Genomic DNA, 21,286 nt, shown 5'->3' on the forward strand with positions numbered 1-21,286 from the left:
CTTAATAAAATCTCATGGGTAATCACTTTATCCTCATGGTTGAGGACCATTTTGAACTTGCAGCAACGGTCTGCGAATTTCTTGAAGTGCATGGTTATGTCGTCGACCATGCGCGTAATTTAGATGCTGCACGGACTTTTCTTAAATCTCAGCATTATCACCTTCTACTGCTCGACATAAATCTGCCCGATGGCTCGGGTTATGACCTATGCAACTGGTTACGTACCGAACAAGGTGTTGATATTCCAGTTCTTATGCTGACAGCAAGAGATACTTTAGATGACAAACTTAAAGGTTTTACTGCTGGCACAGATGATTATTTAGTTAAACCTTTTGATTTTAACGAATTAGTGATGCGGATTCGTGCATTAATAAAAAGAGCAGCTGGTGAAGTTACTCATCATAAAATTCAGATTCACGACTTAATTCTTGATAGCGCAACTCAAACTGTAGTTCGTGCCGGAAATAATATTGAGTTACCCCCCATTCAATTTAAACTATTAAAAATTTTGATGCGCCAGTCTCCAAAAGTGGTGACCAAGCAAGAACTAATGATGGAATTATGGGGCGACGAAGAACCTGAAAGCGATGCGTTACGCAGTCACATCTATAATTTGAGAAAAATGGTTGATAAACCTTTTGACCCTAAACTATTACACACAGTAGCAGGTGTCGGTTTAAAAATTGCTTTGGAAGATTCCCCTACTTAACTTAAATAGACCACAACAATTAAACCCGTGGTCGGCTCCAACTCTAGTTCAGGATGAGTAGTTAAATAATATTGTCGATCAAACAACTCGACTCGCCATCCTAATTGTTTACAAAGCTTTTGTACCAATTGCAAACCAATTCCATGGCCTTTAGCCTTTAAAGAGAGTTGTGAGTCGCTAAGCTCTTGTACTTTCACATCGTTTGGTAAAGAAATTCCAATTCCATTATCTGCAATAATTAGGCTGTTTTTTTGTTGAATGATGTCGATTTGTGAGCCTTGAGAATAGTTCAGCGCATTACGTAAAATATTGCTTAACACCATTTGTGTCATAGAGGGATATAACCAACGCGGCTGTTCAGAAAGATCGGGTTGAATATGTATATGTATGCCCTTACTCTCGCTGACCGCATCTAAACTTTCGACTAAATCCTTCACAATTCTAGATAAAAAATTCTTCTCAGACGGTAAGCTTTTTACTGTATTACGTGCGATTGCCAGCAAGGTGTCGACTAATAACTGCATATCTTCAATTGTATTATGAAGTCGAACTAGGGCTTTATCCTCTCCATATTTCGCCTGACAAAGTTGCACATTACCCTTTAAGATTGTGAGCGGAGTGCGTAACTCATGACTTACATCTCCAGTAAACTCCCTTTCGCGTCGAATAAAATCACTTAAAACCTGATGATATTTTTCCAAGGCTTGTTTGAGATATTCTGCTTCCATATTGCCATTGGTATTAATATCTTTAAAAGGAGATGCTTGAGTATCTTGATGTGCCCAATCAATATTTTCTAAAGCATTCGCTAAACGCGTAATTGGGGAAAAATAGCGTCTTGCTCTTCGGTTTGACCACCACAAAAAGCTATATAGAACAGATAAACTGAACATGAGTGGAGCAAGGCCAAATAACCAGATCAGTTTATTGACATTACTTTCGCCAAATACCAATAGAACATGCTGACCGTTATGCTCACCATAGACTGTCATCCGTTCTTTACCATCAACAAATACTCGATGCACGCCACTTTCTAAACGCATGTCTTTAAAAGGTTGAGGTGCGACCTCTGTATTCCACCGATATCCATATAAATTTTTGGTATCAGGTAAATCTGCATTTGGGTTACGTTCGATACGTAACCAGTAATGTTCCATTTCCTGCTCTAAAGCAGTTTTAAGTAAAGAGCCTTTAATCACCCAAGCACTACACGCCAACCCGACCACGATCGATAATGCAATCAGACCAATCTGCAACCAATAATATCGATTGAACATTTGGGCTAATGGATGACTCGCTTTGCCATCGTTTCGAGTTCTTATCATATCTTTATCGCCGGGATAGGCTGTAGAAATTACAATGCTCTCTTTTTAAATAAAAAGTGACCAATGACCCATTCTTGTCCTTGCTCAAAACCGAATAGCTCAGCACAAGCCATGAAGAAAATACGCCAGCGTTGCCACCAAATATTGGCATCTTTTCCATAGATTTTTTTAAACAATGGTTTCAGTTCGACTTCTTGGTTATCCATATTCTCAAGCCAAGCGTTTGCTGTTCTCATATAGTGCTCACCCGACCATTGCCACTGTTGAGCCAACTCTAAATGCTCTTGAAAATGCAAAAAAGTGGAAGTCGACGGCATTAAACCGCCAGTAAAGAAATACTTGGACATCCAATCATAATCTGATTTTACTTCAAAAGGATAATGTAAAAAGCGATGGCAAAAAATATGACACCAAAGTAAACCATCTGCTTTTAACCAGCCCTGAATTTTTTCAAAAAGACGTTGGTAATTACGGACGTGTTCAAACATTTCAACCGATACAACGCGATCAAACTGGGCTTGGTCTAATTCAAGTACATTTACATCACAGGTGAGCACTTCAACATTGGTTAAACCTCTCAATTCTGCTTGCCCGAGAATATGCTTTTTCTGAGTTGCAGAATTTGAAACAGCTGTAATCTGTGAACGTGGATAGTTTTCTGCCATCCACAAAGTTAAAGAACCCCAGCCACAGCCTAACTCTAAAATGTGTTGACCATTTTTAAGTTGTGCACGTTCACAATAAAGCTGAAGTGCAAGCTCCTCTGCCTGATCTAAAGTTGTTGTTTTAGTCGGAAAATAACATGCACTATATTTGAGTCTTTTTCCAAGCACCGCCTGAAAAAACTCAGTGGGTAATTCATAGTGCTGCTCGTTTGCCTTGTCCGTTTCAACGGCGATTTCACTCCTTTTTAGCATATTAAGGACATCCATGTATCGCTGCGCCCCTTGTTCAGGGTCATAACGACCTTCTTGAATTAAGCGTTTTTTGCTTAAAGCACGGATTGCAGCTCGAATTGCATGATCTGGAACTAAACCACTTTCAACAATTCTCAAAGACTGATGAACAATTAAATCCATATGCGCACCTATTTTTTGGGTTTTCGCGGAATAAACATTGATGTTTTTTGCTGATAATCACGATAATTTTGACCGCGACTTTTAATTGCTTGTTTTTCACTAAATGGAATACCCGTGACGTAATATAAAAACAGCCACATCAGTAACGGATAAATCCACAATAAATATTGGCCTGCCGCTAAACCAATAATTGGATAGGCAAACCAATGTAACCATTCAAAAAAATAATTAGGGTGACGTGAATAACGCCATAAACCCTGATCCATGGTTTTGCCATGATGATCTGGATTTAATTTAAACCGATATAACTGCTGATCAGCGAGCTGCTCTCCAATAAAGGCAATCGCCATGATGACTGCCGCAATCACTAAAGTGACTTTATATCCACTACTCCATTCAGTTGCTTCTACATTGAGTAGCGTCCACATTGGTAAGAAGAACAAAAGCACTAAAAGTGTTTGAAAGATAAAAAATAAGAAGAAGCCAAAATGCTGAAACTTTCCCATGGCTTGACGCATGCTCGCGTAACGGCCATCTTCTTTTTGTTCAGATTGATAACGTCTTAACAGATGCCAAAATAATCTTAGAAACCATAAGCCGCTAAAAATACCGATAAAAAATCGTACTTCAACAGGAGCAACTGAAATGAGTAAAGAAGACACAATAATGTTTACTGCCAGACAGAAACTCCATGCAGCATCTACAATTCCAGCTCGGCCATTTAGAGTGGCAAGTAGCCAGCTCAGCAACATGATCATTAAATCTAGAATCAGTAAATTCCAAAACATCAGCAGCCTCCCTACTTGAGCTGTTTGAGTTAGTAACTAGCACTCTCAAACAACAAGTGAACATTGCTTATCACGCCCTCTTTAAAACCACCCTCGCAATAACATAAATAGAAATCCCACATGCGAATGAAGTTTTCATCGAAACCCAGAGCCAATACTTCTTCTCGTGCGGTTAAAAACCGTGCTCGCCAGTGATGAATTGTTTGTGCATAACTTAAACCAATGTCATTTAAATGTTTTAGCCTTAAACCACTCTCAGAGGCTGTTTGAGTCAATACACTTATGCTAGGAATGAAGCTACCAGGGAAAATATAGCGCTTAATATAATCAACGGTATTTAATGCTTTTTTATATCGAAAATCTTCAATGGTAATGGCTTGAATAAATGCCAAACCTTTTGGTTTTAATAGCGCTTTACACTGATCAAAGTATGTCGATAAATATTGCGCACCAACGGCCTCAACCATTTCAATTGAAACCAGCTTATCGAACTTGCCTTCGAGCAAGCGGTAATCTTTTAATTGCACATCAATTCGATGTGCTAAGCCTGCGTCATTTACACGAGTAATCGCTTCATCATATTGAGCTTGTGAAATGGTAATGGTGGTCACTCTACAGCCATAATGTTGAGCTGCATAAATGGCAAAACCGCCCCAACCGCTTCCGATTTCAACCAAATGATCCAATGGCTTTAAATCTAACTTTTTACAGATCAGCTCTTTTTTAAATTCAGATGCGTCTTCGAGTGTCATATTTTCATTTTCAAAAAATGCGCTCGAATACATTAAAGATGGATCTAGAAATAATTTAAAAAAGTCATTGCTTAAGTCGTAATGCTCAGCAATATTTTTACGGCTACCGCTTAAAGAATTCTTTCTATTTTTATACCAAGCTTTAAGAAAAAGCTGGCTCGCTTGTGCAATAACATTCTGGTTGAACTGGTCCAATACATCTCGATTACGTGCCAAGATCTGCACCAACTCTACAAGTTGCTCGCTGCTCCAGTCACCACGGATATAGCCTTCCGCTGCCCCTAAAACCCCATTTTTTAAAATCAGATCCATCAATAGAGGATTGCGAACTTCAATCACAGCATGTAAGTCTGAAACCTCGCCAACCGTACCACTCCACGCGCCCTGAAAAGTAATCTGTCCATGACGTAGTTTAAGAAGGCTCTTGAGTAACAATGGTAGTGACTCATCTTCACCATAAAGAAATGTTTTTATCATGTCTTATCTACCTTTATCTTTTTAGGATGGCGATAAAATGGAACTTTTTTTCGCCACAACTTAAATGCCTCTAAATATATTGAAAACAGCATTTTAAAAGGCGCTAGGCTGTTCATAAGAGCATATCGATATTGCTGTGAAGGAAATGTGATGGGCACAAGTTCAAAGCGCATAGTGGCATCAAAGAGTTGTTTTTGTTCTTCAAAGAGCTCCATGTGAATGACATTTTGCTGATCTGAAAAGCTAAACCGCCAGTGGTAAGTCAACTGCATGGGCATGAACGGCGAAACATGAAATGATTTTTCAAAATGAAAATCAAAACTCTGATAATCACCCATATTTTTTTGTTGTTTTGAGCAGTCGTGTATATAAACTTTTCGTTCATTCCACGGGGTATTGGTAATTTCACTGACAATAAATACGGGTTTTCCAGTTTTGTTTAAAACAAAATAAAATACGACCGAATTAAACCTAAAACCCAAACAACGAGGCAAAGCCAATACTCTGATTTGCCAGTCTGGCCGAAGATGTGAGTTGTTATTTTGCAGTATCGCTTTCTCGACTCGATCCTTTATAGAACCGCGATACATGTTTAAAAAATCATTTTTAGATAGTGTTAGTACATTCCAATGATCAGTCGACCACAGTGAGCAATCTTTTGTAATATCATCTAATTGATCTGGATCGAACCATAAATAATTTAGGGTCGATGTAAATTGATGCGGTTTCGGACTATAGCGTCGGTGACGAATAAGTGCAGGAGCGATAGCAAGTTTATTTAATAACATTTGAAAGCTCCTTACCTATTTTTATAACGCTAAGAGTTGCTCTACAACACGTGCTGCACTGCGGGCTCCATCTTCATGAAACCCCCAGCCCCAATACGCTCCACAAAACGAAGTACGATTTTGTCCATTAATTTCTTGCCAACGAGATTGAGCTTGAATCGCTTTTGCATCAAACACAGGATGACGATATTTACGCTCAACCAAGATGTCTTGAGCTTTAATTTTCATATTCGGATTTAACGTAGAAAAAATCTGAGTAGCGCAGGATAAATTCTGCAAATTGTTCATCCAGTAGGTAAAACCATAATGTATGTCGGATACTTCGTTTTGAACTTGAGATTTTGGTGTTACATGTACATGCCAGCTTGCCCACTGCAAACGGCTTTTAGGCATAATTGAAAGATCACGGTGAACCACCATTCGATTATCTTGATAACCAAATTTGCTTAAGATTTCCCGTTCAAGCAAAGAACTATCTTTTAAGAGACTTAGGCTATCGTCAGCGTGGCTTGCAAAAATCACCCAGTCGTATTGGGTTTGTCCTTCAACAGTTTCGATCAACACAGTTTCTGGTGAACGGCTCACAGCTTTTACTTCTGCAAACTTCCACTCAATGGATGGGCAATGCTTTTGAATGGCACGAATGTAACTTGCTGAACCGTGTTTAACCGTTTGCCATTGTGGCCGCTCTTTTAGCTGTAACATGCGGTGATGTTGAAAAAAGCTCACCACAAATCGATATGGAATTTGGCCTACCTGCTCAACGGGAGCTGACCATAAGGCTCCGCACATCGGATAAAGATGCTCATAACGGAACTCATGACTATATTTATGGAGGTCCAAATACTCTTCAATCGATAAATTTGGATCAATATCTGCCACATCTATATCTTTATTATCATCATAAAAACGTAGCAAATCTGAGAGCATTTGCAGGAATTTACGGTTTAAAAAGTTCTGCGGACGGGCAAAGAGCGACCATTTTTTTGAAGGATTATATTGAAGTCCACTGACCAAATTATTCACCGAAAAACTCATATCGCTGCTTTGAGTTTCTACGCCTAATTTTTTAAGCATGTTGGTAAATAACGGATAGTTATAGTCATTAAACACAATAAAACCACTATCTACCGCGACTTTAGTGCCTTCTATCTCTAGCTCGTGAGTGTCAGTATGACCGCCAAAATAGTTATTTTTTTCATACACAGTGACCTGATGTTGTTCTGACAATCTCCAAGCTGCGTAAAGTCCAGATATACCTGAACCAATAATGGCAATTTTCATAACACTTCACCGTTTTCAATTTTTTCTATCGATAGGTTTTTAATCTTTTTATATTGATAAACCTTGTCTGGTACGGGCTTTAGTCCCCACACTAAACCAAATAAAGACATCATTTTGAGTACATAAAAGGTGATATCAACCTGCCACCAATAAAAACCTTGACGCACACTGCCAGCGTAAAAGTGATGGTTGTTGTGCCATCCCTCACCCAAGGTAATTAAAGAAAGTAGGAAGTTATTACGACTATCATCTGGGGTATTAAACTCACGTGAGCCATAACGATGAGCAAGTGAATTAATACACAAGGTTGCATGCGTTAATAGAACTGTGGAAATCACAAAACCCCACACCAAAAGCTGTAAGCCATTAGTACCTAACTCAGGAAAATGTTGTGCAAGCCATGAACCGAAACCATAAATTGCTAAAGCCGACAAAATCACAATAGGTAAACTAAATCGGTCCAGCCAAATCAGCTCAGGATATTTCAACCAGTCTTTAATGACTTTTTTTCGAGTGGCAAAATTCTGCTCATTTAAAAACCAGCCTACATGGGAATACCAAAAGCCTGCTTTCGCTGAATGCGGGTCCTGATCGGTGTCGGTAAAATGATGGTGATAACGGTGATGTGCTGCCCACCATAAAGGTCCGCGCTGCGCACTCATGGTTCCGATCAGTACAAAAATGAATTGAACAATACGTGATGTCTGAAAAGTTTTATGCGAAAGATAGCGGTGGAAAAAAGCAGTAATTGCAAACATGCGAAGAAAATAAAACCCCAGCATGAAGAACACAGCGAACCAAGATACGCCCACCCAAAACGCTGCTAAACAAGCGATATGTAATAAAATAAAAGGAATAATTCTTAACCATTGAATGTTCTTTTCAATGACATATTCGCTAGAAGCACCCACTTGCGCATTTTCTGAATCTGACCAGCTATCAATCCAGCGCAGAAAAAATTTAGACATTGATTCTTCCTGATCTAAAGCATTTCTTTTGGTTCTAATTTAGAAAATGCGCAATGAATTTTATGTGAAGTTCACTCGGTTACGAGATAAATATAAGAATCTACACAACCAGCATTTCACTATTTAGACTGTGTTGTCTTAACGAGTCTAGAAACGTCGTAGCCATAGCTTTTTGCGGTTTGCAGATAAGATTGATATGTCGCCTCATCAAGTTGAGGGCTACGAGAAAGAATCCATAAATATTTTTGGCTTGGGCCACCGACTAAAGCGACCTGATAATTTGGGTCAACTCTTAAAACCCAGTAATCGCCTTTTGTAAAAGGAATCCATCTTAGGCCAGAAGGTAGAAAGCTCACCTTCAATTTACTGTTGCCTTCATTTTGCGAATAAGCAACGCCTTCAGATGAGATCGTTTCTCCATTTTTATTCGTACAACTATTTAAAACACCAACGGTTTTGTCTGCGTTAATAGAATAGTTTGCAGTTGTATTGGCTACACAATTACGCTGAAAAAACATAGGTAAATGCGCAATTTCATACCATTTACCCGCGTATTTATTAATATCGATAGAATCAACAGCGACAGGTTTAGTATTGGTGTCGGCAAAGGTGCTCAAAGGAAGCATTAAACTAACCGCTGCAAGACTGCTGCTCATGACCAGTGACTTAAATAATAATTTCATGACTACCCTCTTCTGTTTATTTCATATGATCAAACATACGTCAGAGGGCTGTGAACAAAGTGTGAATTTTAAAAATTAAGGAACATTAATAAGGATTTAATTGTATTTCTTTGCAGCATCTGCAACTGGAAAATCAAGCTCAAAGCACACACCCTCGACCGTGTTATAAACTCGATAAAGGCCATGGTGTAGATCCATAATTGAAGCAACAATCGACAAACCTAACCCACCTGTCTGGTTCTCATCACTTCGACTTGAGTGACATTGGTAGAATCTTTCAAAAAGATGCTCAAGTTGATGAACCGCAATTGAAACCCCACCCGTTACCACAGTCAGGCTCACCCATTGCCTATGTTCAATCATCTTATTTTTAGTTGCGATATAAATAGTTCGGTTATTGCCACCGTGAACCAACGCATTTAACACAAGGTTATAAACAGCTCTTTGAAATAGCTCAGGATCTGCAAATAAGGTTTGAGCTTCTAAGTTAAACCTAAAATGACACTCTTGTTCTTCAGCTTGATATTCAAAAATCTGGCATAGGCCATCTATAACGTCTTGAACGTTTATTTCCTGTTTGTTTACAAGAACCATTTTCTGATCGGCTCTTGCCAAGAAAAGCATACTATCAATCATGCGTTTTAATCTGTGGTAGTCGTCTAAATGAGACACCAGCAAATCTTCATATTGCTCAACCGAGCGTTCCCCAGTTAAAGCAATCTCGGTTTGCCCAATCAAATTATTTAAAGGTGTTCGGAACTCATGAGCGATATCTTCAGAAAAACGGTTGAGCTGCGTATAGCCCTTTTCGATACGCTCAAGCATGTGGTTTATATCTTTGGAAAGTAGCTCAACTTCTAAAGGTGAATTTGGGAGGTTTAATCGTTTTTGTAGCTGATTTACGTTAATAGAGTGAGTTTGTTTGCGAAGCTGTTGTAGCGACTTTAAACCTAAATGACACGCTAAAATACAAAGCACAAAGATTGCAAACACGCCCCCGACCACATACATCAAAAGACTTTCTTGAAAAGGTAAAAGAATATTAATGCGTTCCGACCACTGTTTACCTGCAATCAGCAAATAAGGCTCGCTATTAATTTTTATGGTTTTCCACGCAATTCGTGTTGGATATGAGTTGTTGGCTAAATCTTGAAACTGAAGACTGTCGCGCTGTGCAAGTTCAGGTAGTTGAATATGGAGCGGATTGATATTAATTAAAGTTGAGTCTTTATGAATGAGTAGAAACAAGTTGTCTTGGTTGCCAAGCATGTTTTGATACAGCTTAGGACGCGCAATGATTTGCTCTACATTTTCACTATCTTGCAGCAAAATTTCCAAACGGTTAATTCGCTCTGCTAAAGCCTTATCTTGCTGCTTCAATAAAATTTGATTAATGCCTAAATAGGTCATAAAGCCGACTGAACATAAAATTAAGGCAGAACAGAGCGTGACCAGTAATGTAATATGGACTTCAAGAGAACGCAGAAATTTAAAGTTCATAAGCTAACCGAAATTTTATAGCCCAAACCACGTATGGTATGAATGAGTTTTAAGTCGTATCCCTCATCAATTTTGCTTCGTAAACGACGTACCGCAACATCAATAAAGTTGGTATCAGTGTCAAAGTTAATGTTCCAAACTTCGGAACCAATTTGTCTGCGCGTCACGATTTGTTCTTTGTTGAGCAACATGTAACGCAACAAATTAAATTCGGTTTTACTTAGCTCAATTACGTTTCCGTTACGCCATACTTTATGACCGACCACATCCATTTTTAAATCACTAATAGACAGCTCATTTTCTTGCAGATATTGCTGTCGTCTTAACAGACTTTTAATGCGTGCCAACAGTTCAATATAGGAAAATGGTTTAGCCAAGTAATCATCAGCACCCAACTCCAACCCTTTCACTCTATCCATCACCTGATCTTTTGCCGTTAAGAAAATCACCGGAATTTTTGAAAACTGACGTAGTACTTGTAATACGCTCCAGCCGTCTATGTCCGGCAACATCACATCAAGAATAAGCAAGTCATATTGATCTCTCTTTAGCATTTCCAAACCTTGAAGCCCGAAGTAAACACACTCCGCTTGATATCCAGACTCTTTTAATCCTTTGACCAAATAAGTGGCGATCTTGATCTCGTCTTCAATAATAAGGATACGCATTTTGTAGAGACTCATTTGAAAGATGACAACTTTGTAATGTGATTGTCACGCTTGAAGTTAAGCAATTTGTTTAAGATTTTCAAAGCGACATAGAGGCAATCATTATGAAAAAATTGAACTGGCTGATGTTAGCAGCCTTGCTATTCGGTAATAGTACTTTTGCACAGCCCCCTGCTTTGAATCAAGTTTATTCGTTAGATCTAAAAACCGCCCACCTGTTAGCCGATAGTGCGAAAGAGGCATGCAAAAAATTAAATCAAAACATTGCGGTTGTTGTTGTAGATCGCGGCGGTAATCCATTAACTGCCGAACGGCATGAGCTGGTGGGTCCGCATAATTTAATGGCTGCCGAGAAAAAAGCATATACCGCGTTATCTACCAAAACATCGACCTTAGTTTTAAGCCAAAACAGTAACCAAAACCCCGATGCAAAAAATTTAACCACCGTAGCAAATTTACTTTTGTTAGGTGGCGGCGTACCTGTTCGTTTTGAGAACCAAGTAATCGGAGCGATTGGAGTCGCGGGTGCTGGCGGCGCACAAAATGACAATCAATGCGCAAGCAAAGCCATTGAAACCATTTTTCATTCATAAGGAGCTTCAACATGCCTAAATCATTTATTGCTTTATCTTCGTTATTTATTGCTTCGGCTACATTTGCACAAACTAATCCGCTAAGTGTGCATGTGTTAAATCTAGAGACGGGTTTGCCCTCTTCTCAGGTTGAAGTGGTTTTAGAAAAAAACACCAATAACCAGTGGATTAAACTTAATCAGCAAGTGACCGATTCAAATGGACGTATTACTGCGCTCTATCCAGAAAATAAAAAATTAGAGCAAGGGGTTTATAAAGTTACTTTTAAAACTGAAGACTGGTTTAAAAAGAATAAACAACAAACTTTTTTTGCCGAAGTACCTGTAATTTTTAAAGTCGATGGAAGCGTAAACCACTACCATATTCCTTTATTACTCAGCCCTTACGGTTACTCAACCTATCGAGGCAACTAAAATAGAAAACCCCTTTATCTGTTGTACAAATAAAGGGGTTGATTAAAAGCGATACATTTTACGAACAAACACCATTGCTAATAACCGATTTTTTGTTTGAATCTAACGCTACAATTGAAGAAGAAACCGTATTAATAATTTGAGTCATTGCCTCACTTGAAGCATTCACAATCGCATCCATCTTTTTAGCTTTTTGATCAATCGGCTGCTTAAAAGCAATTCGACAATTTAACTGAGATCCTGCATTCGTGATGACTTTTGCATTATTTGACTCTAATTGACTAGGCGGTATTTGACGCTTCACCACCCAAGACACTGCAATATTAATATAGCTTTTATCTACAATATCAAAATGAGAAAAGTCTGTAGAAACTCGATATAAAGGCTGATTATTTCCAGCAAGCCCACTGCTATAACTGTCAATTGCGCCTAATTTTTGTTGCAAACCCGCCGACAAAGTATCGCGTAATTGCGTGCCCATGGTTGATGTCCAGCGCTCATTGTTTAACACCGTAGACTTGCCACTACTGTCTTGCAGCACCAAAGGCGCACGGTCTAAACGGTCAGGCAGTCCAACTGGTAAAACTTCAATGACTCGAATACTCGAGCTAACTGCCGGAGTAATTTTAGGGGAAATCGTATAATAGTTGGGCGTTGGCGAACTCGAACATGCCGTCATGGCAACTGCCGTTAAAAACAGGCCGCTCCCAAGCAGCCATTTGGCTGCTTTAGGATGTTGAAAAGATAGAGTGTTTTTATTTTTCATCATCGGCCTCTGGTGTCTTACCACGAATAATTGATTCAGGATGTTGCTCAATATAATCTGCCATTAACTGTAGTGAAGCTGCCGCACGTGTCATTTGCTGCAATGCTTTACGTACGTCTTGTTGTAACGGCGCATCGCTCGACAAAATAGACTCGGACGATCTTACAGTTTTACGAACATCGTCTAAAGTTGCTTGTAAACCAGGCGCAACTTTTCCATCTAACTGTTTAATCAGTTTGTCGGTAGAGGCAATGGCGGTGTTCATATTATTGAGCGTTTTACGTACATCTTGCCCAATCTCAACTAATGGGAATTTCGTTAACTTATCAGCAATCTGAGAAACTTGAGCTTGTAAGCCACTCAGTTCAGTTGGTGTAGTCGGAATTACTACACGGTCATCACTCAAAATTTGTAATGTCGCTGGTTTAGCTTTAGGGAACTTATCTAATGCAATGTAATTTTGACCCGTGAGCAGATTGCCTGTTCTCATTTGAGCACGCCAGCCATGTTCAACAAAATCTTTGAAAATTTCACTATTTGGATTAAGCGCTTGACCATTTTCAACACGTGAAGGATAAATGACCGCCTCAACACGCATACGAATCTGTTTATAGTGGTCATAAAACTCTGCATTAATTGATTTAACATTACCAATTTCAATACCCATGAAATCAATTGGCGCTCCAACAGAAAGCCCACGTAATGAATGATCAAAATACATAATCACACCACGAGGTTGTCCGTCAGGCTCTTTTAATGCTTCAGATTTTGAATCCCAAAGATTAAAGCGACTCTGATTCGCTGCCATTGTGGCATGTGAACTTTCAGGGAATCCAAATGCAATACCACCTGCGACAATACTTGCCAAAGATTGAGTATCTAAATTAAAGCCTGAAGCATTTAAGGTTACATCGATCCCGCTGGCCTGCCAAAAACGTGCATCGGTAGTGACAAACTTGTCATACGGCGCACGAATAAAAGTTTGCAACTCTACAGATTTACCATCATCAGATAATTTATAGGCTGTAATTTGCCCTACGTTAATTCGACGATAATAAATTGGAGAACCTATATCTAAAGATCCCAAATCATCTGCATTTAAGAAAAATACTTTTCCGGGAACATCTGAAGAAATCACTGGTGGTACTTCTAATCCAGTAAATTCGAACTTATCCTCTTCTGATTTACCGCCATCCACTTCAATGTATGAACCTGACAATAAGGTGTCTATTCCTGAAACTCCACTCGTCCCAATACGCGGTCGCACGACCCAAAATCGTGAATCTTTTGCTGCAAAGTTACTGGCGCCTTTACGTAAATCAATTCTGGCAATAACGTGTGAACGATCATCTGAAAGATCAATCTGCCGTACTACACCAATATCGACCTGCTTATAGCGAACTGTTGTTTTACCAGCAACCAACCCTTCAGCTGTGCGAAAAGACACATCAATGGTAGGGCCATGAGATAGTAACGCCTTTACAGCTAATGAAAGCGCGATTAAAAGAGCAATTAATGGAATCAGCCAAATCAAAAGAGGCTTCCATCGACTTTTCTTTTCTTGGGGTTCTGGCAAATCATTCATGTTATCCAGTTCAACATCCGGATCACGATGATCTGAGTTACCAGTAGTTATTTCATTTTCAGACATACTCATTGTTCTTTTATTGACTGGGATTAATGGAATCATTATTCAACGGCGGATGTTCTGCCTGAATAATCTTTGGTTTTTCTGAAGCAAAAGAAGAAGGTTTATTGGTATTTTGAGATGCGTAGAAGTTATCCCAAATAATACGTGGGTCAAAACTTAACGATGCAAACATGGTTAAGACTACAACCGCGCCAAAAGCTATCGAACCTGGCCCTGCTAAAATGGTAGCAAGCGATTGAATCTGAATGAGTGCTGTTAATAATGCCACAACAAATACATCAATCATTGACCAACGGCCAATAAACTCAACAATTCGATATAATTTTACACACTGCTCGGGTAAAAATTTCCAACCTGCCGATTGTTGAAGATATACCGCCACTAATAAAAAATACAAAATCAGTAGCTTCAACATGGGAATAAAAATACTGGCCATGAAAATGACCACTGAAACTAGATAGTCTCCACTTTGCCAAAAGTAAATAACCCCACTCATGATGGTATCTTGCTGACTTCCCAAAAGTGAGTCAGTCACCGTCATGGGAAGTACATTGGCCGGAATATATAGAATAGTTGCAGCAACCACTAAAGCAAAAGTTCGATTTAAACTCGCTGGTTTACGTGAATGCAGCACGCTATTACATCGAATACAACGTAAAACTTGAGGACTTTGCTTAAGTCGTCTTTTCTCATTTTGAGCAGAATTTACAACACCACAGCAGTGACACACAATTAATGAAAGATCTTTAGCTCTTGGATATTGCTTAAGCACTGACCCTTGCTGCGAGCTTTGTGTTTGGGTCACTTTTTTTATTGTTTTCATGGCAGTGACCTATCAATTTCATTCCATATATCACTCACCTTTATGGAAGTAATATAGACCAACAATACACTTAAGATCGCAAACGCCCATAACGCAATCTCAGGAATCACCAAGACCATTCCCATTAACTTTACAAGCGTGACCAAAATTCCGATTAAAAACACCTCAACCATTCCCCACACTCTCATAAAAAAAAGTGTGCGTAAGGCCATCACCAAAAACGTTGGTCTTTTCTTCAATACGCTTACTGTACCCAATACATAAGAAAGTAAGAGAAGATAGGAAAGCGGCACAACAAAGGTAGTGATTAAGATGAGTACCCCAACGAAAGCTCGATCATAATGAAACATCACCCAAACTGCTCCAAGTAAGGTGGTTTCAGATATGTTTCCCTGTAATTCAATTTTTACAATCGGAAAGCTATTGGCAATAACAAATACGATTAATGCCGTTAAGATCAAAGCCAATAATGTCGAAAAAGGTTTGGTGTGCCGATAGAGTTCAGCACCGCAGCATACGCAATAAGCTCTTTTTCCATAAGCAAGCGGGGTTCTACGATAGACAGTATCGCACTCCTCACAACCTGCTAATTCTTTAAGCTTCATAGTTATACTCTAAGGTTTATCGTTTTACTGTGTCACACAAAGCTCTTTTTATTACTAAGATAAATTAAAATATAAATCAATCTAAAAGCTATATCAGATAATGGAAATTACCATAAGTACTGTTCAATATATTGTTGAAACTGCTAAATAATCTGTACACATTCGGTGATCAAATAAAAATAGTTATATAAAGTCATCAGCTTAAGCTCAGATAACACACTTTTTGCCCCAAGTAGCTGAGCGTCAAATAAGTAAACCCTAACTATTGCTTAACATCTTTCCCTATTGAAAAGTTCATGATGCTCTAGATCACTTTTATCCCGTGAACGCCGCAACAAGAATCAGATTTAATGCAGCATGTGACAGAACAGTTCCTGCAAAAAATTTAGCATTCCTAAGCAGGATGTCATGTTTGTGATTGGGCAAAATAGAGCAGAAGATTGGTACTTTGGTCATGCAAACGAGTAAATGTTTTATTAAAAAAGTTAGTATCGATAAACTAGCTCTCAAATTCAAAACCACAATAAAGCTCTCTTTTTAATATGATAAATTTATATTTAAATATAAAATTAAATACCAACAAAACCTCACTTAAATATAAGCAGATTTAAAAACTTAAATATTATTATGAAGATTAATTTAAATATAAATTATGCGACACAATTAACAAAAATTTAATTTTAAGTAGATTATTTTTTAATTTTTTACAAATTAACATCCCCAATAACAATAAAAAAATAATTACTAATAAATATCAATAATTTAATAAAAATATTAAATCAAAAATTAGTATATATGCTCTTTTACATTATGAAACATTCTTTATATTATTGTAATTAAATTTTACTCCAAGTTAAAAACAAAAGTTGATTTAATCACTCAGAATTACCGATATATCTGGATCACAAGCATTTTAAATATATTATTTCTACAATTAAACTTAAGAAATTCACCAGATTTGAAGGTTTGCTTAAACAATTTTCATACTGTATTTTAAAAAAGGAAAAATAAATAATTTCATATATTAAAGATAGATCTAATAATAAAAGTGAGATCAAAATGATTGAATGGTTACAAAGTGTCTTAAAGCACAGCCCCGAAATATTATTGTTCTTATCACTCGCAATCGGCTTCTGGATTGGACAGTTCCAGTTTGGAAAATTTCAGTTTGGCGGAGTCGCAGGCTCCTTACTTGTCGCAGTTGTTTTAAGTCTTATTGGCGTACCTGTCGATAATGGCGTTAAAGCAATTTTATTTGCCCTTTTCATTTACGCGGTAGGCTTTGAAAGTGGCCCTCAGTTTTTTAAATCACTAGGACCACAGTCCATAAAAGAAATTCTTTTAGCAGTATTCATGGCGGTTTGTGGTTTAGTCACCGTCTTAGTGATGGCTAAAATTTTTCACCTCGATAAAGGCTTGGCCGCGGGTCTTGCTGCGGGTGGCATGACTCAATCAGCCATTATTGGGACTGCGGGAGATGCAATTTCTAGACTCGATCTTCCACTCGCAGAAATTCAAAGGCTTCAAGCCAATGTCGCGATTGGATACGCCGTGACTTACATTTTTGGATCATTGGGAGCGATTATTGTCTGTGTGAATATCTTGCCTAAATTTATGGGTAAAGAAATTCACGACGATGCATTAAAAGCTCAAAGTGAACGACTCAAAGGTGCTTTTGAATTAGCCCCAGGTCAAGAACTGGCAATGCCGGAAATTGTTGGCCGTATTTATAAAGTTAAACAAGCCAATGGACACACTATTGCGGAGATTGAAGCAAAAGAACCGAGTATTACGATTGAACGGTTAAAACGTAAAGATCAATTTATTGATGTTGCTCCCGAACTGACCTTACAAACTGATGATGTCGTCTTGCTGGTTGGTCGTCGTGCCAATGTGGTTTCAGTTGCCGAGCAAATCGGTAGCGAATTACAGTCATCGCAAGGTATGGAAATGATTATGGATACCAGCGATGTCATCCTAAGAAATTCTAAATACATTAACCGTACTTTAGGAGATATTAAGGCCAATACGCCTGCGTATTTAAAGCACGGTATTTATGTACTTGCGATTAAGCATAACGATGAGCCACAACCTTTAAGTGACGACACTGTTTTACGCCAAGGTGATGTAGTCACCGTCTACGGTACAAAAAGCGACCTCGATCGTTTAGTGAAAGAAGCTGGTAAAGCCTTACCTGAAAGCTTAAAAACAGACTGGATTTTCCATGGTGCAGGCCTTGTAGTCGGTTTAGTTATTGGTCTGTTTGTTATTCGTTTAGGTGATGTGCCCTTAACGCTTGGTGCGGGTGGCGGAGCTTTACTATCAGGACTGCTTTTTGGTTGGATTCGAAGCAGAAATCAGGTGCATGGTAATATGCCTCTAGCGGCTTCACAGCTTCTTAAAGATTTAGGTCTGGCAGGATTCGTTGCTGCCGTCGGCTTACAATCAGGTTTACAAGCCATTCAAACCATTAAAGAAAGTGGCCTTTCACTCTTTATGATTGGAGTTGTCGTAACACTGGTTCCTCTCCTACTTTCTATGCTCTTTGCACGTTATGTTCTGCGTTATAACAACGTTGCAGTGATGGCAGGTGCGCTATCTGGTTCACGCAGTGCAAACCCTGCATTTGGGGCAATCTTAGACAAAGCAGGAAACTCAATTCCGACTGTTCCTTTTGCAATCACCTATGCCTTGGCAAATGTGTTCTTGACCCTACTCGGACCACTGATCGTAGGCTTGGCCTAAGTTTATACATTGAATTAGAAATTTTATTCATCTCACTATAATTAAGGAGACGTCCCATGGGGAAAGTCGATTATTCTAAATATGCAAAACTCAGCCCATTTGAACTAAAAGATAATTTAATAGAATTAGCTCAAAGCAGAACTGACAGAATGATGTTAAATGCTGGGCGAGGTAATCCAAACTTTCTCGCAACCGTTCCTCGTAGAGCATTCTTTCAATTGGGTTTGTTTTCGGCGACTGAATCTGAGTTTTCATTTTCTTACATGCCAGAAGGCCTAGGTGGCTTCCCTCGCCCCGTTGGACTCCAGTCACGATTTGATAATTTTATTTTGGAAAACCGTGACAAACCCGGCGTCGTCTTTTTAGGCAAAGCTGTGTCTTATGTGCGAGATCAGTTAGGCTTAGACCCAGATCTTTTTCTGCTGGAAATGGTTGAAGGCATTTTAGGGTGTAACTATCCAGTACCAGACCGTATGCTCAGAGTGAGTGAAACGATTATTAAAGAGTACGTCTTACGAGAAATGGGCGTACAAGGCATGCAGAAAAAAGATTTAGACTTGTTTGCGGTTGAAGGCGGAACAGCAGCAATGGCCTATATTTTTAACTCATTAAAAGAAAATAAAATTATTAAAAACGGCGACCGTATTGCTATTGGTAGCCCAATTTTCACGCCATATCTGGAAATTCCAAAACTCAACGACTATCAGCTTGAAGAGGTACTCATTGAGGCAGACCCTAATCTCGGTTGGCAATATCCAGAATCGGAGCTTAGAAAGTTAGAAGATCCATCTATTAAAGCGTTCTTTTTAGTCAACCCAAGTAACCCCCCATCTGTAAAAATGAGTGATGAAGGACTTGCGATTTTGGCCGATATTGTCAAAAAACGCCCTGATCTGATTATTTTGACAGATGATGTATACGGTACTTTTGCAGATAACTTCAAATCGCTATTTGCAATTTGTCCTGACAATACAATTCTGGTTTACTCATTCTCTAAATACTTCGGTGCAACTGGTTGGCGACTTGGTGTCATTGCACTTTCAAATGACAATGTGCTTGATAAACAAATTGCGAACTTATCAAAAAAAGAAAAGAAAGAGCTTGAAGAGCGCTACTCATCTTTAACCACTGACCCTGCAAGCATTAAATTTATTGATCGTTTAGTTGCAGACAGCCGTAATGTTGCTTTAAACCACACTGCGGGTCTATCTACACCACAACAAGTTCAAATGGTTTTATTTGCCTTGTTTAATTTAATGGACTCACGCCAAAGCTACAAAAAAGCGGTTAAGTCTGTTGTGCGTGAACGCGATGCGGCACTTTACCGACAACTTGGTGTTGAAGTACCAACAGATCCAAATGCTGTTGACTACTACACCCTAGTCAACCTTGAAAACACCTCACGGACTCTCTATGGAGATGAGTTTGCCGACTGGGTCATGAAAAATAAAAATCCGACAGAACTTTTATTTAGAGTAGCTGATGAAACAGGTGTGGTTTTATTACCGGGTTCTGGCTTCGGTGTGCAGCATCCTTCTGCTCGTGCATCTTTAGCTAACCTGAATGAATACCAATATGCTGCAATTGGTGATTCTTTAAGACGCTTTGCGGATGAAGCTTATGCAGAATATTTAAAAACTAAAAAAGGAAAATAAGTACCTATATAAAGTGAGGCTCTAACAGCCTCACTTTTTCCTTTCTGTTCTTTAATTTTCTATTTCAATTTAATAAGTTCAACTTAATAAACCATATTTAAAAAGTAATCCAGTAACCTCTCAGGCTCTTCATTTTTACTTGAACTTAAACGCCCAAGAATTGCGCCATCAATCATAAATACAAAAATATCAGACTCCTCATACGAAGCTGTTTTCTTATTTTCCATAAGCAGGCTGAAAATTTCATTTTTAAGCCATTGTCTATATCTCACCGCACTTTGATAAGCATTGGGATAAAGCTTTTCAATTTCAAAAATCGCTTTAAACAACAAATAATAAGCACTTTTTAAGTCAGCATGTAAAAGATAGATTTGTCTAAGCTTAAGAGACAAATCTGGATATTGGCAAGATTCACACACTGCTCTCACTTTTTCTTTTAACTGGTCTTTTTGAAGAACCAGACACATTTCAATCAGTCTTTCTTTTGAATGAAAGTAGTTATAAAAAGTGGCTTTGGGAATTTTGGTCTCAATCATGATTCGGTCCACCCCGACCTTGTTGAAGCCATATTGTTTAAATAAATCTGCTGCTATGTGAAGCGCTCGCGTCGCTCTAGATGAAGCTTCTAAATTTTTCATATGTACCGCTTAAAATATTTTTTTGTTGTAAGTAAATGAGATAGAAATACCTTCACCAAAATATTAGGCGAGAAAACAGGCATGCCAAGGCAGCATAAAACCGTGCCCTAGCGTATCTCAGACTTTATTGTTGCTATGAGTTTTTAGTCGTAACGAAGTACAGTTTAATCTACAAATATTTAAACCGTTTTAAAGACCAAATAAGGGATATGGGTAAAGAAAGCTTGGCAAAGGCCAAAGAATAAGAAGAAATAGTACGCATGGCGGACTCCTTGTGTATTAAAGAAGAACTACCACGATTACTGCTAAATAATGGTGGCAGAACGAAAGGGGTTAGCAGACTGGTACACAAGGACCCAGCACGCGCAAGCGCGT

At 38.6% G+C, this 21,286-nt stretch carries 20 protein-coding genes; 5 read left to right on the plus strand and 15 right to left on the minus strand.

Going from position 1 to position 21,286, the window contains the following annotated elements; all coding sequences use genetic code 11:
* The first annotated feature begins 14 nt into the window (after positions 1-14).
* Complete coding sequence (locus tag AC1PJP_RS02450; protein WP_479766465.1) at positions 15-710, plus strand: response regulator transcription factor; 696 nt, start codon at positions 15-17, stop codon at positions 708-710.
* Here AC1PJP_RS02450 and AC1PJP_RS02455 read toward each other — a convergent pair.
* From AC1PJP_RS02455 to AC1PJP_RS02500, 10 genes are all read right to left on the minus strand, one after another.
* Positions 707-2,035 carry a sensor histidine kinase gene (locus AC1PJP_RS02455; RefSeq protein WP_479766466.1) on the minus strand — a complete coding sequence of 443 codons (1,329 nt, stop codon included), beginning with the start codon at positions 2,033-2,035 and terminating at the stop codon, positions 707-709. The genes AC1PJP_RS02450 and AC1PJP_RS02455 overlap by 4 nt on opposite strands.
* A 29-nt stretch (positions 2,036-2,064) precedes the next feature.
* Positions 2,065-3,114 (minus strand): SAM-dependent methyltransferase, encoded by a 1,050-nt coding sequence (locus tag AC1PJP_RS02460; protein ID WP_479766467.1) that lies wholly within the window; start codon positions 3,112-3,114, stop codon positions 2,065-2,067.
* A gap of 8 nt (positions 3,115-3,122) precedes the next feature.
* A complete protein-coding gene (locus AC1PJP_RS02465; protein WP_191900017.1) occupies positions 3,123-3,902 on the minus strand; it encodes a DUF1295 domain-containing protein in 780 nt (259 codons plus the stop codon).
* A gap of 29 nt (positions 3,903-3,931) precedes the next feature.
* Positions 3,932-5,131, minus strand: a complete 1,200-nt coding sequence (locus AC1PJP_RS02470; RefSeq protein ID WP_479766468.1) for a class I SAM-dependent methyltransferase — start codon at positions 5,129-5,131, stop codon at positions 3,932-3,934.
* The gene (locus AC1PJP_RS02475; RefSeq protein ID WP_479766469.1) at positions 5,128-5,919 is read right to left on the minus strand and encodes a DUF1365 domain-containing protein; all 792 of its coding nucleotides are present in this window, start codon (positions 5,917-5,919) and stop codon (positions 5,128-5,130) included. Before AC1PJP_RS02475 ends, AC1PJP_RS02470 begins: the two co-directional genes overlap by 4 nt.
* A gap of 21 nt (positions 5,920-5,940) precedes the next feature.
* Positions 5,941-7,203 (minus strand): NAD(P)/FAD-dependent oxidoreductase, encoded by a 1,263-nt coding sequence (locus AC1PJP_RS02480; RefSeq protein WP_479766470.1) that lies wholly within the window; start codon positions 7,201-7,203, stop codon positions 5,941-5,943.
* Positions 7,200-8,171: an acyl-CoA desaturase gene (locus AC1PJP_RS02485; RefSeq protein WP_479766471.1), complete on the minus strand. Its 972-nt coding sequence runs from the start codon at positions 8,169-8,171 to the stop codon at positions 7,200-7,202. The genes AC1PJP_RS02480 and AC1PJP_RS02485 overlap by 4 nt, the downstream gene beginning before the upstream one ends.
* 119 nt (positions 8,172-8,290) lie before the next feature.
* Positions 8,291-8,854 carry a lipocalin family protein gene (locus AC1PJP_RS02490; RefSeq protein ID WP_479766472.1) on the minus strand — a complete coding sequence of 188 codons (564 nt, stop codon included), beginning with the start codon at positions 8,852-8,854 and terminating at the stop codon, positions 8,291-8,293.
* Between the two features lie 96 nt (positions 8,855-8,950).
* On the minus strand, positions 8,951-10,354 hold the full coding sequence (locus AC1PJP_RS02495) for a heavy metal sensor histidine kinase (RefSeq protein WP_479766473.1): 1,404 nt from the start codon (positions 10,352-10,354) through the stop codon (positions 8,951-8,953).
* A complete protein-coding gene (locus AC1PJP_RS02500; RefSeq protein WP_479766474.1) occupies positions 10,351-11,022 on the minus strand; it encodes a heavy metal response regulator transcription factor in 672 nt (223 codons plus the stop codon). The genes AC1PJP_RS02495 and AC1PJP_RS02500 overlap by 4 nt, the downstream gene beginning before the upstream one ends.
* Before the next feature lie 125 nt (positions 11,023-11,147).
* Between AC1PJP_RS02500 and AC1PJP_RS02505 the strand changes: the two genes are divergently transcribed.
* A complete protein-coding gene (locus tag AC1PJP_RS02505; protein ID WP_479766485.1) occupies positions 11,148-11,615 on the plus strand; it encodes a GlcG/HbpS family heme-binding protein in 468 nt (155 codons plus the stop codon).
* Between the two features lie 11 nt (positions 11,616-11,626).
* Positions 11,627-12,028: a hydroxyisourate hydrolase gene (gene uraH / locus AC1PJP_RS02510; RefSeq protein WP_005306885.1), complete on the plus strand. Its 402-nt coding sequence runs from the start codon at positions 11,627-11,629 to the stop codon at positions 12,026-12,028.
* A gap of 58 nt (positions 12,029-12,086) precedes the next feature.
* Here uraH and AC1PJP_RS02515 read toward each other — a convergent pair whose 3' ends face one another.
* The 4 genes from AC1PJP_RS02515 to AC1PJP_RS02530 are packed head-to-tail and all read right to left on the minus strand — an operon-like array spanning position 12,087 to position 15,873.
* Entirely contained in the window at positions 12,087-12,794 is a 708-nt protein-coding gene (locus AC1PJP_RS02515) for a PqiC family protein (RefSeq protein WP_479766475.1), read from the minus strand.
* Entirely contained in the window at positions 12,784-14,451 is a 1,668-nt protein-coding gene (locus tag AC1PJP_RS02520) for a PqiB family protein (protein WP_479766486.1), read from the minus strand. Before AC1PJP_RS02520 ends, AC1PJP_RS02515 begins: the two co-directional genes overlap by 11 nt.
* A gap of 7 nt (positions 14,452-14,458) precedes the next feature.
* The gene (locus tag AC1PJP_RS02525) at positions 14,459-15,268 is read right to left on the minus strand and encodes a paraquat-inducible protein A (RefSeq protein ID WP_479766476.1); all 810 of its coding nucleotides are present in this window, start codon (positions 15,266-15,268) and stop codon (positions 14,459-14,461) included.
* A complete protein-coding gene (locus tag AC1PJP_RS02530; RefSeq protein WP_479766477.1) occupies positions 15,265-15,873 on the minus strand; it encodes a paraquat-inducible protein A in 609 nt (202 codons plus the stop codon). The genes AC1PJP_RS02525 and AC1PJP_RS02530 overlap by 4 nt, the downstream gene beginning before the upstream one ends.
* Before the next feature lie 1,059 nt (positions 15,874-16,932).
* Between AC1PJP_RS02530 and aspT the strand changes: the two genes are divergently transcribed.
* Positions 16,933-18,618: an aspartate-alanine antiporter gene (gene aspT, locus AC1PJP_RS02535; RefSeq protein ID WP_013197284.1), complete on the plus strand. Its 1,686-nt coding sequence runs from the start codon at positions 16,933-16,935 to the stop codon at positions 18,616-18,618.
* Between the two features lie 56 nt (positions 18,619-18,674).
* Positions 18,675-20,273, plus strand: a complete 1,599-nt coding sequence (locus AC1PJP_RS02540; RefSeq protein ID WP_192835447.1) for a bifunctional aspartate transaminase/aspartate 4-decarboxylase — start codon at positions 18,675-18,677, stop codon at positions 20,271-20,273.
* A gap of 83 nt (positions 20,274-20,356) precedes the next feature.
* On the opposite strand, the gene AC1PJP_RS02545 is transcribed toward AC1PJP_RS02540, so the two are convergent.
* Positions 20,357-20,911 carry a TetR/AcrR family transcriptional regulator gene (locus AC1PJP_RS02545; protein WP_005306909.1) on the minus strand — a complete coding sequence of 185 codons (555 nt, stop codon included), beginning with the start codon at positions 20,909-20,911 and terminating at the stop codon, positions 20,357-20,359.
* Positions 20,912-21,286: the final 375 nt, after the last annotated feature.

This window comes from Acinetobacter sp. V116_7, from assembly GCF_056735735.1.